The 13,602-nt window shown below is 66.1% G+C and carries 20 protein-coding genes; 17 read left to right on the forward strand and 3 right to left on the reverse strand.

The features are described from left to right. Window positions 1–869: DUF2493 domain-containing protein (locus CV103_RS20690; protein ID WP_107396099.1), on the forward strand; the 869-nt coding region annotated here is incomplete at its 5' end. 12 nt (window positions 870–881) lie between these two features. On the opposite strand, the gene CV103_RS22250 is transcribed toward CV103_RS20690, so the two are convergent. From CV103_RS22250 to CV103_RS20705, 3 genes are all read right to left on the reverse strand, one after another. Continuing rightward, complete coding sequence (locus tag CV103_RS22250) at window positions 882–1,397, reverse strand: hypothetical protein (RefSeq protein ID WP_129609370.1); 516 nt, start codon at window positions 1,395–1,397, stop codon at window positions 882–884. A gap of 164 nt (window positions 1,398–1,561) precedes the next feature. Continuing rightward, window positions 1,562–2,311, reverse strand: coding sequence for a PGN_0703 family putative restriction endonuclease (locus CV103_RS22255; RefSeq protein ID WP_129609371.1), 750 nt, complete (start codon window positions 2,309–2,311; stop codon window positions 1,562–1,564). Window positions 2,312–2,386: 75 nt separating this feature from the next. After that, on the reverse strand, window positions 2,387–3,139 hold the full coding sequence (locus CV103_RS20705; protein ID WP_244601601.1) for a hypothetical protein: 753 nt from the start codon (window positions 3,137–3,139) through the stop codon (window positions 2,387–2,389). Window positions 3,140–3,451: 312 nt separating this feature from the next. Between CV103_RS20705 and CV103_RS22585 the strand changes: the two genes are divergently transcribed. The 16 genes from CV103_RS22585 (at window position 3,452) to CV103_RS20780 (ending at window position 13,577) form a co-directional block, all read left to right on the forward strand. Then, entirely contained in the window at window positions 3,452–3,619 is a 168-nt protein-coding gene (locus CV103_RS22585) for a hypothetical protein (RefSeq protein WP_165363918.1), read from the forward strand. A gap of 93 nt (window positions 3,620–3,712) precedes the next feature. After that, window positions 3,713–4,204: a hypothetical protein gene (locus tag CV103_RS20710; protein ID WP_425443924.1), complete on the forward strand. Its 492-nt coding sequence runs from the start codon at window positions 3,713–3,715 to the stop codon at window positions 4,202–4,204. Between the two features lie 635 nt (window positions 4,205–4,839). Continuing rightward, on the forward strand, window positions 4,840–5,166 hold the full coding sequence (locus CV103_RS20720; protein WP_107396055.1) for a DUF736 domain-containing protein: 327 nt from the start codon (window positions 4,840–4,842) through the stop codon (window positions 5,164–5,166). A gap of 190 nt (window positions 5,167–5,356) precedes the next feature. After that, entirely contained in the window at window positions 5,357–5,611 is a 255-nt protein-coding gene (locus CV103_RS20725; RefSeq protein ID WP_107396056.1) for a helix-turn-helix domain-containing protein, read from the forward strand. A 132-nt stretch (window positions 5,612–5,743) separates the two neighbouring features. After that, the gene (locus CV103_RS20730) at window positions 5,744–6,007 is read left to right on the forward strand and encodes a DNA -binding domain-containing protein (RefSeq protein WP_034468224.1); all 264 of its coding nucleotides are present in this window, start codon (window positions 5,744–5,746) and stop codon (window positions 6,005–6,007) included. 111 nt (window positions 6,008–6,118) lie between these two features. Then, a complete protein-coding gene (locus tag CV103_RS22260; protein WP_129609372.1) occupies window positions 6,119–6,343 on the forward strand; it encodes a transcriptional regulator domain-containing protein in 225 nt (74 codons plus the stop codon). Between the two features lie 40 nt (window positions 6,344–6,383). Further along, on the forward strand, window positions 6,384–6,893 hold the full coding sequence (locus tag CV103_RS22990) for a DUF2285 domain-containing protein (RefSeq protein WP_107396057.1): 510 nt from the start codon (window positions 6,384–6,386) through the stop codon (window positions 6,891–6,893). 133 nt (window positions 6,894–7,026) lie between these two features. Next, window positions 7,027–7,308, forward strand: coding sequence for a helix-turn-helix transcriptional regulator (locus CV103_RS20740; RefSeq protein WP_034465387.1), 282 nt, complete (start codon window positions 7,027–7,029; stop codon window positions 7,306–7,308). A gap of 11 nt (window positions 7,309–7,319) precedes the next feature. Further along, window positions 7,320–8,465 carry a replication initiator protein A gene (locus CV103_RS20745; protein ID WP_107396058.1) on the forward strand — a complete coding sequence of 382 codons (1,146 nt, stop codon included), beginning with the start codon at window positions 7,320–7,322 and terminating at the stop codon, window positions 8,463–8,465. Then, on the forward strand, window positions 8,462–9,100 hold the full coding sequence (gene parA / locus CV103_RS20750; protein WP_107396059.1) for a ParA family partition ATPase: 639 nt from the start codon (window positions 8,462–8,464) through the stop codon (window positions 9,098–9,100). Before CV103_RS20745 ends, parA begins: the two co-directional genes overlap by 4 nt. Continuing rightward, the gene (locus CV103_RS20755) at window positions 9,097–9,348 is read left to right on the forward strand and encodes a hypothetical protein (RefSeq protein WP_107396060.1); all 252 of its coding nucleotides are present in this window, start codon (window positions 9,097–9,099) and stop codon (window positions 9,346–9,348) included. Before parA ends, CV103_RS20755 begins: the two co-directional genes overlap by 4 nt. After that, entirely contained in the window at window positions 9,349–9,867 is a 519-nt protein-coding gene (locus CV103_RS20760) for a DUF2840 domain-containing protein (RefSeq protein ID WP_107396061.1), read from the forward strand. Next, window positions 9,864–10,409, forward strand: coding sequence for a S26 family signal peptidase (locus tag CV103_RS20765; RefSeq protein ID WP_107396062.1), 546 nt, complete (start codon window positions 9,864–9,866; stop codon window positions 10,407–10,409). Before CV103_RS20760 ends, CV103_RS20765 begins: the two co-directional genes overlap by 4 nt. A gap of 67 nt (window positions 10,410–10,476) precedes the next feature. After that, window positions 10,477–10,824: a DUF736 domain-containing protein gene (locus tag CV103_RS20770; protein ID WP_107396063.1), complete on the forward strand. Its 348-nt coding sequence runs from the start codon at window positions 10,477–10,479 to the stop codon at window positions 10,822–10,824. A gap of 4 nt (window positions 10,825–10,828) precedes the next feature. After that, a complete protein-coding gene (locus CV103_RS20775; protein WP_107396064.1) occupies window positions 10,829–11,590 on the forward strand; it encodes a lytic transglycosylase domain-containing protein in 762 nt (253 codons plus the stop codon). Window positions 11,591–11,837: 247 nt separating this feature from the next. Continuing rightward, window positions 11,838–13,577 (forward strand): relaxase/mobilization nuclease domain-containing protein, encoded by a 1,740-nt coding sequence (locus tag CV103_RS20780; RefSeq protein WP_107396065.1) that lies wholly within the window; start codon window positions 11,838–11,840, stop codon window positions 13,575–13,577. The last annotated feature ends 25 nt before the right edge of the window (window positions 13,578–13,602 follow it).

Raw genomic sequence — 13,602 nt, forward strand, 5'->3', positions numbered from 1 at the left:
AGAATTCACCAACCGGCGCGGCCACCTATCGGCCATCAAAATTGACGCCGACCGGACTCCGTAATCGTCGCGCTACAATCGTCGCCGGCGCCATCGCCGACATCTTTGACGCCCTGATCGTCACCTTGGGCGACACCCGCCTCGAGCCCGACCTGGACGATCTCCTCTGGTCTACCGTCAACGTCTTCCACCGCGCCGCCGAGCGGATTGCCCGCGACCTCGACGACAATGAGCAGGCGCAGCGCCGGTCCCAGCGGGAGCAGGATGGCACCGAGGTCAAATCGGTCGAACTCGAGCGCCTCATCGCGGAAGGCAGGACGCTGGTCGAGCGGCAGGATGCGTTCGAGCTGATGCGAGACCAGGCCGGCGAGCACTACGAGCGTCACGCCGGCAAACCCTGGCTCCCGCGCAACGGCTCGAAGGTCAACCACCGCAATCTCACCTCGGCGATGATCGACAGCCGCGACTTCCTCGCCGCCAGAAAGCGCGCCGAGCAAGAAGTTCTCCTGCCACCCGGTCCGAAGATCGCAGTCACGGGCGGGCTCGAATTCAACGATCACCGGCTGATCTGGGCGAAGCTCGACCAGGTCCACGCCAAGCATCCCGACATGGTTCTGATGCACGGCAAATCGCCGAAGGGTGCCGAGAAGATCGCCTCCCGCTGGGCCGACCACCGCGGCGTGCCGCAGATCGGTTTCGCGCCCGACTGGACGAAACACGGTCGCGCCGCGCCTTTCAAGCGCAACGATCAGATGCTCGAAGTGCTGCCGATCGGCGTGATGGTCTTCCCCGGCACCGGCATCCAGGACAATCTCGCCGACAAGGCGAAGAAGCTCGGTATCCCGGTCTGGAGGTTCGGCGGCGCGTGAGCGCCGCCGCCCTCATACCGTGGCGATGGTCACATGATCGCGCAGCCGCGCGGTGATGATTTCTCGATCTCGTTCTGTGCGAAGAAGGCGCCCAGCACTGGTGTGCTCGAATTCCGAGTAGTCGAACACCACCAGCGCGCAGCCATGCAGAGGGAGCAAGGTTCGCCGATAGTCGTCATAACGACGTCTCTGTTCACCGCGCGAAACGCCCGAAACGGTTGGACGATCATCGAAGAAGCGCACGCGTCCGCTGTGCTGTCGCTCGTGATATTCGATCGCCAGCCCAAGCTCCGGATAGAAGGCGTCGACTGGAAGCAACACCCTTCGTCCCGAAGGCCCGGCATCCCCTAATAGAAATGGAAAACGGTGCTGGCGTATCGCCTTCTTTCCCAGAACAGCATCGCACAGGTCGATGATCCATGCTTCGTCGCTCGAAGACCTGGCAGCCGATGGAGGTCTGCTCCGCACCTGTTCGACCGCCGGGGCGACATTCGCAGCCAGCGCAAAGGTGGCTAGAATGCGCTCCATATCCCTGTGTTCGGGGCTGCCAATGCGGACTTCCCAGCGCTCACTATGGGAGTGCCACCGCAGACTGGCTCGGCGAAGCGCAGCCCGGAACCGCTTGGGATCAACGCCGTGGGACCGCGCCATTTCGGCGGCGGTCGTGACATCCTCAGTCCCGACTGCGCCACTCACGGCGCAAACATTTCAATGATTGCCTGTCCATGTGCCGCAATGTTGTTATCGAGCCCACGCCAGGTTCCGAGCCACTCCCGGTAGCTCGCGAAGTGAAATGTCACTTCATCGCCCGCGGTCGCTCCGGCAAAACGGGCAATTTCGTTCCGATGCCGCATGAGGTCATCCTGCGCGATGGGATGGCCGTTCCTCGCTGCGGGTTCAGCGAAGAGGTAGAAAAGTACCGGTGCCCGATTTCGGCGGCGGCCTTCGGTCACCAGGCCAAATGCGTGTTTGACCAGTTGCGCGGCATCAAGGTGAGTGAACCGCTCCTCCCCTGAACGCAGGCGGTCTCGCATCCTTTCATAACCCTTCATGTCCCGGCCCCAAACGGGCCGGTCATAAGCGTCCGAAAGGTTGACAGACTTCACGTCCCGGAAGGGCTCAAAGCGCTTGCTTTCAACCCCGATCAGCGTCGTCGGCGTCTGCACCACAGCGTCGAGCCAAGGATGCCGACCGCCTGACCAGGGAAACCGCGCGCAAAACTCCACGTCTACCAATTCAGGGACGCCAGCGGCCTCAAGGCCGCTCAGAGGTGGAAGAAGTTCCGGCCGCTCGATGAACCAGCCGAAGCAATTGACCGCGAGTGCTGCGGAACTCTCCGGGCTTGAAAGTTTGCCAGACTCAATTTCCTTGCCGCCGGCCTTTGCAAGGCGGTTAAGCACGTGGCCAGCGGGAATGCCGCGTAGAAATTTCGGGTCACTCACTCGTCGTTCCCCCCAAGTCTAGGACCGTGCCGAAGTCTCTCGCACTTCACAATTGTAGTTTCGCGTGAGCGCCGCCTAACCCAGATCGATGTTCCAGTATTTCAGGACGCCGACCACGTCGTCCTTGGGATAATGAAGGAAAGCCGCGTTCGCGAGGTCGGTCTTAATCTTCTGTTTGCGCTTGGCGATTTCCCGCTCGATGCGCAAGCTGAATGGTGCGACACCGGGCGGCAATGCACCGGGATTATCCGGGCTCGGCCAACTCTTGGGATAGCCGTTGGGAATCCAACCCGACCTGACCTTGGTGGCCTGTTCCGCGACCGACGGATGCTCGCAGGCCCATCCATAGAGATGGAATGCGCAGACTCGCAGCATGGCCTTGATCTCGGGAAGCGTGTCGGTGAAGCCTTTGAGCGGTGTCGGCAGCCACACCATGTTGGCGACGCAGGAGAAATAACGGGGGTCCTGAACCACACTGCTCTGTTGCGCAAAGGACGGATCGTCGTAGCCCCAGATGTGGCAGACGGTCCAATTCTTCGGCTTGGGCGATGCCACATCCAGGGCAGCGACCAGCGCGTTCAGAGCCGCCACGTTGCCCTCGAATTTGTCGGCTGTAACCCCGGTAGCCTTTCGGGTGTTGGTATAGCGACGACTCCACTGCGCGTCATAAAGCGGTCGACCCCGCGCCGTGTGCGGCGCCCACACCGGCAAGCGCCGGAAGGTTTCCGGATTGACCCACCGCGCTGTGCGCTCGATCAGCTCGACGACCGCCGGGATATCGTCCCTCAACGCCTCGTTACCGTCTGGAATGAAGAAGCCTTCCGCCACTTGCCGCCCCCCTGTCATCTGCCCCCGCCGCAAGAAGGCTGACCACAGTTTTGAGCGTGAGTCCTGAGCGGTAGAGCTGTTTGAAGAGATCGTTTCTCTACCATCTCCGGAAAGCGAAGCACCACCCCCGCTTCCTCTGCGCTGATCCTTGGTCCAGCCGATGGCCTGACGCCATCAACCCGTGAAGGGTCCGCTACGCGAGCGTGCGGCCTTGAGGCTTCGCCTCCGCGGTGATTGCGGCCCTCGGCCGGACACATCGGGCGCCTGTCGCGCGGGGGATGGTCCCCCGCCTCCAAGACAGGAGCCGGAACGATGTCCCTCAACGACGCTCATGCCTTCGCCTTCAGCCTCGCCACCACCCTCATGGTCGCCATCGTCGTCTTCCGGGCCGGCGACGGCAGCCTGTCGGTCGTTCCCGCCAACGAATACGACGGCGACACCGCCGCCATCATCCATGAAATCGATCCCTTCCAACCCTGACGAAGGGAGCGCCCGGTCCGGCGAGCGGAACTTCCTAGCCGATTTCCGCTCCCGTGGCCGCTCATCTTCGGCTATGCTTCATGCCGTGCCGTGGTGGTGGTGGAAGGCGCGACCGTCAGACCTTTTCTAACGGAGGCCACCACCATGATCTTCCTTGGCATCATCTTCAGCGTCGCGGCTATCGGCGTTCTCTGCTGGCTGCTGTTCACGCTTGCTATCTACGCGCTCCCGGCCTTTGCTGGCGTCACCGCCGGCATGTGGGCTTATGACACCGGCGCGGGCTGGCCGGGCGGCATCGCGATCGGCCTGGTCGCGGCCGGGCTGATTTTCGGCGTCGGCCAACTGCTGCTTGCCTTCGCGCGCCCGCTCTGGCTGCGCGTCGGCATTGCACTTGCCTTCGTAGCCCCGGCGGCGATCGCGGGCTATCACGCGACCCATGGCATCGTGAAGCACACTATGCCGTCCGAGGGCTGGCAGATCGCCTTTTCGGTCGTCGGCGCGATCGCGGTCGGCATTGCGGCATTCCTGCGGATAGCAGCGATGGCCGCGCCCGAACCGGCCGGACGGGGGATGGTGCGGGGCTGATACCGACACGGCCGTTGGAGGCATGGCCAGCAGGCCGGCACGCCTGCCATCCTCGACGCCGAAGTTGGACGAAGCCGACCGTCAAGCAGAGATTGCGATGTGAGGCCAGACATAGCGTGAGGCCCGTTGAAGCGGCGCTGAACCGGTAGTCAGCCCCGGCACAGCCACTCGATGACGCAGGCGCGGATGGCGTCTCACGAGCCGATGCCTGCGGGAAGCCCATCGCGATCATCGCCAGGACAGGTGGGACGACATCGCCGGCAGGGACTCGTTGCCAGGATTCCGGCGGCTTCGCGGGGCCACCACGTTCTCCCTTGATCTTTCTGTCAGGTCGACCGCTCCAACACGGCCTCTTCAATGGGCTGATCTGGCCGAAGGCCGGCTGCGCCTCGATCGCCTATGCCGCAATGGCGCCGATCGACTTTCTTCCCCTGCCGGCTTCGCCGTCATTCCTCGCGAAACAACAAAGTCGCCTGGCTGCCATCCTCCGCTGGCGCTGCGGCCCTGACGAGCCCACCCCATTGCGCAAGCGCAATGGGGACCCCGGGGGGTGCGGCGTCGATCGCCTCCGGCCCGTCGATCGCCATCGAGGCCGCAATGGTGCGGGTTCGAAGCAGTGATCAAGGAGAACTGACATGGCGACCATCGGCACCTTCAAGAAGACCGGCAACAACGAATTCGCCGGCGAAATCGTCACCCTCAGCGTCCAGGCCAAGGGCGTGCGCATCGTCCCCGAGACCCGGGCCACCGGCGAGAACGCCCCCAGCCACCGCGTCTTCGTCGGCCGCGCCGAGATCGGCGCCGCCTGGTCCAAGCGCTCCAACGAGGGCCGCGACTATCTGGGCCTCAAGCTCGACGATCCGAGCTTCACCGCCCCGATCTTCGCCAACCTCTTCGACGACGAGGACGGCGAAGGCTACAGCCTCATCTGGTCCCGCCCCAGCCGCCGCAACGGCGACTGAGGCGCCGCGACGCCCCGCCCGGACGATCCGGGCGGGGCCTCTTTCATTGCGGGGCGACCGAATCAGTCACGACGCCGATAACTCCGAAGGACGCTGGTACAGCGTTTTGTGTCTGGCCGCCCGCCCATAGAACGACTAATATAGTCGTAGTTCTGGCGTGCGCGTTCGTGCCGGTGGGAGGTGATCATGCATGATCACCGCCCGACAGACGCGGGCCGCACGCGCGTTGCTTGGTTGGACGCAGGAGACGCTCGCTGAAAAGGCCCTGGTATCCCTGACCGCGTTGAAGCGCCTCGAGTCCGAGAGCGGACTCAAGGTGTATGAGACGACGCACGATCAGGTGCGCCGGGCGCTCGAGGCCAACGGCATCGTCTTCCTCAACTCCGATCAGGGGGAAGGAGTGATGTTCGTTCGTGCGAAAATCGACAGCCGCAGATCACCCTGACATCCCGTATGGTGCCTCGGCGATGCCTCCGGTGCATCGCGCGATGCACCAATGGCCTTCCCTGTGCCCGTCGAACGCCCGGTTAACAAATGGGGCGGGGGCGGATATGGTAAGGCGCTGGGGGCTGACGTGATGCAAGTACATTTCCTCGATGAACCGCCGCAAAGCGCGGCGCTCACGACCTATGACCGTGAGCACATGAAGCTCTATATGCGGCTGCTCGACGCGGCGACCGATGGCGCCGACTGGCGCGAGGCCGTCACGATCCTGTTCGGCCTCGATCCAGACCGCGAGCCGGACCGCGCGCGCCATGTCCACGACACCCATCTCGCCCGCGCCCGCTGGATGACCGAGCATGGCTATCGCCTGCTCGTCCGCGAGGGCCGTGCCCACTAGCCAGAATTGCGATGCCTCGGCCGCATCGCGCGTTGCCACCTTCGGGACTTCCGGCGGCCTCTGCAACCGGGGATGGTGCTCCTCCCGGTAGCCAACGCGCAGAGGACGCCCATGACCCCTGACATATCCCGGTGGCGGTCGACATCGACCTACGACTATCTCGACGACCTCGCATCGCCCGATCTTGGCTGGGAATGGCTGCGGCGCAACGGCGACTATCAGCGTGATTATGCCGAGACCAGGCATTCGGCGTGCGATCTCCGGGAATTGACGAACCGGGTGCGGAAACGCTGGGGGCTGCAATTTCGTTGCCCGTCCGTCGCTCAACGCCACTGAAGCGCCGGTCTTCTGGTGCCCGGAAGATGACACCGGCACCGTGCTGCTGGCCGCCGCGCCGTCCATCCTTCCTGCCGACGGCAATCTCTTTTCCGCCATCCGGGAGACCGCCGCCCGCGCCGACGAGCAGGGCGTTCATTTCCTGCACGACCCCGGAGACGGGCAGCTTCTCCATCTCCTGCGGCTGGCCGGCGTCGCAGCCGGCGAACCGCTCGCCGCGCTGATCCCGCTCGACCTTGACGGCCTCGACCGGCTCGAAGCCGTCCAGCGTCTGCTCAAGTCCATGCTCGGTCGCGCCGTGCCCGCGGACACCCGGCTGACCAAGCAGCAACGCCGGCGCATCCGCCACATGCTGCAAGCGGTCGACGGACGCATGAACGGCGCGAGCTATCGCGAGATCGCTGGCGTCATTTACGGTGTGTCCCGCGTTGCATCCGATCCCTGGAAGTCCTCGGCGCTGCGCGACGCGACCATGGACCTTGTCAAGGATGCCTTCGCCATGATCGCCGGGGGCTATCGCGCGCTCCTTCGTCATCGCCGCCGATCCTGACCCGATGTCGGAAGGGGGGTGCGAATTTGGCGCGCCCTTCTTCGCACTCCCCCCTCGCGGCTCTCCTTCGCCACCGTGACCTGCGTCCGCCGCTCACTACCAGCGGCCTCAACAAACCCACGGAGGCCCGATCATGTCGCCCAATCTCGCCGGCTTGCCGCCGCGCTTTCTCAGAACCCCAGAAGCCGCGCGTTTCCTTGGCCTCTCGGGCCGGACGCTGGAAAAGCATCGCACCTATGGCACCGGCCCGGCCTATCGCAAGCTCGGCGGCCGCGTCGTCTATGCGATCGAGGACCTTCAGGCCTGGGCCGACCGGGGTGCCGTCACCTCGACCTCAGATCCGCGTGGGTCTGTGCTGCCCGCCAAGCGCCACGACCCGATGCCGGCGGCCCCCGCCGGCCGCTCCCATCGCTGAGACGTCCGATCATGAAGCGGCGTCGCCTCATCACCTCGACCGAGCGGGCCAGGCTCGATCCCTTCATCGTTGCAACCGGCGACGCCAGTCCGCGCGATCAGCGCGATCTCATGGAACGGCCGTTCTTCTCACTCGCCAAGGCCAAGCGCATCGCGCCGATCCTCTATGAGGCCGGCGGAGTCCGCGTCGAGGTCTTCGCCGTGCCCGAGCACGGCATGGCGACGATCTGGGACGCTGACATCCTCATCTGGGCCGCCTCGCAGATCGTCGAGGCCGAGAATCTGGGGTTCAAGACCTCGCGCTTCCTGCGCTTCACGCCTTATCAGCTCCTGATGTCGATCGGCCGGGAAACCGGCCAGCGTGATTACAAGCTGCTGAAGGGCGCGCTCACCCGCCTGCAATCGACCGTCATCCGCACCACCATCCGCCAGGGCGAGCATTGGCGGCGGCACCAGTTCTCCTGGATCAACGAATGGGAGGAATGCGTCACGCGCGACGGCCGCGTCGAGGGCATGGAGTTCGTACTGCCCGACTGGTTCTATCGCGGCGTCACCGACCGCTCCTTGGTTCTCACCATCGACCCGGCCTATTTCCGGCTGACGGGTGGCATCGAACGCTGGCTCTACCGCGTCGCGCGCAAGCACGCCGGCCGTCAGCCGCGGGGCTGGATTTTCGAGTTCGCCCATCTCCACGAAAAGTCCGGCAGCCTCATGCGCGTCTCCGACTTCGCGCTCCAGCTCCGGCGCATCGTCCCGCGCCAGCCGCTGCCCGGCTATCGGCTGCACATCGAGCGCGAAGGCCGACGCGAGCTATTGCGCATCCTGCCGGCGAAATCATCCACAAGACCTGTGGATGGCGCTGTGGACGCGGTCGGGACTTCGCACGCAAGCGGTATCGGGATTTCGCACGCAGGACCATCGGGACTTCGCACGCAGAGATCGCACTTAAGTCTCTGGCCGGGAACGACGATTCCGAGCCTTAACTTAGAATCTAACAGAGAATCTAACTCTTATGTTGCGCGGAGCGATGTGGAAAACACCGTCGCTGCCGCCATCGACGGACTCCTCCGAAAGACATCCAGGGCGCGGCCATCCGGCAGCGAAACCGCTCGCCCATCGCGACTCTCCCTCGGGCGCAAGCCGGGAGGGGCACGATGATCGTCGCGTTCCTCAACCAGAAAGGCGGCGTCGGTAAGACGACGTTGGCGCTGCATCTCGCGGGACAATGGGCGCGGCAGGGAAGGCCCGTCACCCTGATCGACGCCGATCCGCAGGGCTCGGCGCTGGACTGGTCGCAGCAGCGGGCGCGCGAAGGCCTTCCACGCCTGTTCGGTGTCGTCGGCCTCGCCCGTGACACCCTGCACCGCGAGGCGCCAGAGCTGGCGCGCGATGCCGATCACATCGTCATCGACGGACCGCCGCGTGTCGCCTCGCTGATGCGCTCGGCGCTGCTCGCCGCCGACCTGGTGCTGATCCCCGTGCAGCCGTCGCCCTTCGATGGCTGGGCTTCGGCCGAGATGCTCTCGCTCCTCCAGGAAGCGCGCATCTATCGCCCGCAGCTTGCCGCCCGCTTCGTTCTGAACCGCTGCGGCGCGCGCACCGTCATCGCCCGCGAGACGGCCGAGACGCTCGCAGATCATGATCCGCCGGTGCTGGCGGCGCGGATCGGTCAGCGCGTCGCTTTCGCCGATACCGCGCAATCCGGGCGGCTCGTCTTCGAGATCGACGAGGACAGTCCGGCTACACGCGAGATCGCGGCCATCGGGGCCGAGGTGGGGAGGCTCGCGTCATGAGCGGGCGCGCTCCGAAACGCGGTTTTGCGTCGCGCCCCGCCGATCCCGAACGCTGGATCAAGGCGTCGGATGCATCGCCCCCGCGCGACGCGGATGCCGCCGGCTTCACCGCCCGGCTGACGATCGACGTCACGCCAGAGCTGCGCGGCCGGATCAAGATCGCGGCGTTCCGGCGCGGGCAGACCGTCGCCGACATGCTCCGCGACCTGCTCGTTCGCGAATTCCCGCCAGACCAAGGAGACACGTAAATGACCGGCATCGCGGACCCCCGCATGCGCGGCGGCCACTCGCCGGCCCACCCCGCACCATTCACGACGCTCGTCGAGCTGACCTGGCATGAGAAGCGGATCGAACACTGGATCCGCTTCGGCCGGGAAGTCCATGAGCAGATCCTCGACCGTCGGCGCCGTGTCGTCGGCTTCGCGCCGAACAGCCTCTTTGCCTTCATCCGCTGGGCGTCCAACGACTACGGCACGATCATCTCGCGCATCGACATCGTGCGCGCCATCGGCCGCGGCGAGCCCTATCAGACGCTGCCTTTCGTACGGCCCGGCGGCGACATCCTCCTGAAGATCGAGGGATGGCCCAGGGTCGAGCACGTGCTCCGGATCATCGATGCCATCGAGGCGCTCGGCATCGATCCGGCCGATGTTTCGCCGGACCACTGGCGGCACGTCCACAACCGCCTGGCCGCCGGTCATGAGCCGCGCGCCTACACCGCCCAGCACCATCGGGCCTTCCTCCTGCGCCGGAGGACCGCGCCATGAGCCGCTTCGGCTATGTGATGCTCACCTGTCTTATGACCATGGGCGTCGCCGCTTCGGCGCTCATCGAAACGCCGAAGAAGCTGATCTGGAACGCCTCGGCGAGCGCACCGATCGGGCTCTATTCGATCGAACCGGATGACCGGCTCGAGGTGACGGACCTCGTCGCCGTCGATGCGCCCGAGCCGCTGGCGCGCTTCCTCGCCGAGCGCGGTTACCTGCCTCCCGGTGTGCCGCTGATGAAGCGTATCGCCGGTCTGCCGGGACAACGGGTCTGCCGCTCGGGGCTCGCCATCACCGTCGACCGAATCGCAATGGGCAACGCGCTGGAGCGCGACCGGCGTGGCCGCGACCTGCCCGTCTGGCAGGGCTGCCACCGCATCGCCGACGGCGAGGTGTTCCTCATGAACTGGGAGATCCAGGACAGCCTCGACGGCCGCTATTTCGGCCCGCTTCCCATGAGTTCGATCATCGGCCGCGCGGTCCCGCTGTGGACCGATGAAGACGGCTCCGGCCGCTACGAGTGGCGCGCGCCAACCCGATGACTGACCCCTGATCGGCGTGCCGTTCGCGCCGAACCTGTTCACCCACCCCCGACGAAAGGAAACCACAATGTCGCAGATCGGTCGATTCACTCGCACCAAATCCGGCTATTCCGGGCGCATCCATACGCTCACGCTCGATGTCGAATTGGTGCTCGTTCCCGCCGAGCATTCCGATGCCGAGAACACGCCCGACTATCGCATCCATCTCGGCGATGTCGACGGGCCGGAGGTCGGTCCGGAAGTTGGCGCCGCCTGGAAACGCACCGGCGAGAAGGCGGGCGACTATGTCTCGCTGCTCATCGACGATCCCGCCTTCCTGCAGCCGATCCGCGCCAACCTGTTCCAGTCCGGCGACGACAAGTCGGCCTGGTCGCTGCACTGGAACCGGCCGCCCAGACGCGGCGAGCGGGAGTGAGGCCATGCCGATCTTCCGCAGTCACGATGTCGCCGGGCGGCTTCACGCCGCCCGCCGCATCACCCTCCTTCTCCTTTCCGGCCTCGCATTCGCCGTCGCGCCGCCGACCGCCGCGCTGGCGCAGATCGCGCCGCTGGAACGGCCGACGCCGGCCGATCCCTACGCCGCTCATGTCGCCGAAGCCTCGCAGCGCTTCGGCGTTCCGGCCGCATGGATTTGGGCGGTGATGCGCGCGGAGAGTGCGGGCGACGTGCGCGCGATCTCGTCCGCCGGCGCCATGGGCCTGATGCAGATCATGCCCGATACCTGGGCGGACTTGCGCGTCCGCCATCGGCTCGGCAGCGATCCTTACGATCCGCGCGACAACATCCTGGCGGGCGCGGCTTACTTGCGCGAAATGCACGACCGCTACGGCTCGCCGGGCTTTCTCGCCGCCTACAATGCCGGCCCCGGCCGCTACGAGGAATATCTGGCAGGAGCGCGCTCCTTGCCAGCCGAAACCCGCGCCTATGTCGCCGCGCTCGCGCCTCTTGTCGGCGGCGGGGACATCGCCGGCCCCGTCATCGTTGCCACCGCAGAGCCGTTGTCATGGACCAGCGCGCCGCTCTTCGTCGCCCGCGCGGATGCCACGCCGGCTGCCGGTCCTGTGCAGTCCGACGATCGTTCCGGTGACGCTTCCGATGCGCTTGGCGTACGCGATGCTTCGACCATCGCCCCGCAGTCGAGCGGACTGTTCGTCGCCCGGTCAAGCGCGGGAGAACCGTGATGACGGTGTTCTCCCGCAATCGCGGTCTGGCGTGGCGCGGCGCATCATGGAGGGTGCGGCGGTGGGAGGCAGGCAACACGACCGGACGATGGCGGGATAAAAGGCCGCGAGGTGCGGCTTGGTCCGGTCGTGGATTTTCAAAGGCTTGGGCAGAGAATACGCGAGGTGCGCCTCATCGGCGGGCCTCGCGTATTCGGCGTTTTCACAGGAATTTCCGTGCGTTGATGCGATGTGCGGTGCTCCGGCCATGAGCGGCGAGGACGATTTCCGCATCCGCCCTGGTCGCATCCGCTCCTCCGGCTCCCAGCGGGCGAGGCCCTTCATCGCCCAGGCGCTCGCCGCCGCCCAGAAGGCCGGCGGCCGCGTCTCGCGCTCGGGCAGGATCACATCCGGCAACCGCTCGCGCTTCGGGCGCGGCGTGCGCGCCAGCGTGCAGGCAAATCGTCTGCTGACCGGCCGCTCGCGCGGCGCGGTCATCAAGACCCGCGTCGTGCGCCACACGGCACGGTCCGCGCCGCTCGCGGCGCATCTCGGCTACCTCCGGCGCGAGGGCGTCACCCGGGACGGGGAGAAGGCCCGGCTGTTCGGTCCCGAGACCGACGACGCCGATCCCAAGGCCTTCGCCGAGCGCTGCCAGGACGATCGCCATCACTTCCGCTTCATCGTCTCGCCCGAGGACGCGGTGGAGATGTCCGATCTCAAGACCTTCACCCGTGAACTGATGGGCCAGATGGAGAAGGATCTCGGCACGAAGCTCGACTGGGTCGGCGTCGATCACTGGAACACCGAGCACCCTCATGTACATGTCATCGTGCGGGGCCGCGCTGATGACGGCCAGGACCTCGTCATCTCCCGCGACTACATCAAGGAAGGGATGCGCGCCCGCGCCCAGGATCTGATCACGCAGGAGTTGGGACCGCGCACCGATCACGAAATCCGCCGGACGCTCGAACGCCAGATCGATACCGAGCGCTGGACACAGCTCGACCGACAGCTCGCCCGCGATGGCTATCGCACCGGCGTCATCGACCTGGCGCCGCACCCCGGCCGGCAACCCGACGAATTCCACGCGCTGAAGGTTGGCCGCCTGCGCAAGCTCGAATCCCTAGGGCTTGCCGACCAGATCGGCCCGGGCCAATGGGTCCTGTCCGAGAACGCGGAGGCGACGCTGCGCGAACTCGGCGAGCGTGGCGACATCATCAAGCGCATTCATCGCAGCCTGATGGAGCGGGGCATCGAGCGCGGCGCGGCGGCCTATGTGCTGGCCGGCGAGAGCCTCGACGATCCGGTCATCGGCCGGCTGGTCGACCGCGGCCTCGACGACGAATTGAAGGGCACCGCCTTTGCCGTGGTCGATGGCGTCGATGGACGGACCCACCACATCAAGCTGCCCGACCTTGACGCCGCCGGCGACAGCGCGCCGGGCTCAATCGTCGAGTTGCGGAAGTTCGACGACGCCCGAGGGCGGCGGCGGGTGGCGCTCGCTGTGCGCTCGGACCTCTCCATCGAACAACAGGTGACGGCGACCGGCGCCACCTGGCTCGACCGTCAGGCCATCGCCCGCGAGCCGGTCGCGCTGGGCGGCGGCGGGTTTGGCGCCGAGGTGCGCGAGGCGATGAACGCCCGGGCGGAGCATCTCATCGAACAGGGTCTCGCGGAGCGGCAGGGCCGCAGCGTGATCTTCGCGCGCAACCTGATCGATACGCTGCGCCGTCGTGAGGTGGAGGCGCTTAGCGAGAAGCTCGCCGTCGAGACCGGCCGGCCGTTCAGCCAATCCGGGACCGGCGAGTATGTCGCCGGCACCTACCGGCAGCGCTTCGCGCTTGCCTCCGGCCGCTTCGCCATGATCGACGACGGCCTCGGGTTCCAGCTGGTCCCTTGGTCACCATCGCTGGAAAAGCAGCTCGGCCGCCACGTCTCCGGCGTCGCGCGCGGCGACGGCGGTATCGACTGGGGCTTTGGCCGCAAGCGTGGGCTCGGCCTATAGGCACGGCGTCTTCGATGGATTAACC

The organism is Edaphosphingomonas fennica, from assembly GCF_003034225.1.
In the GTDB taxonomy this organism is placed as follows: Bacteria; Pseudomonadota; Alphaproteobacteria; order Sphingomonadales; family Sphingomonadaceae; genus Sphingomonas_E; species Sphingomonas_E fennica.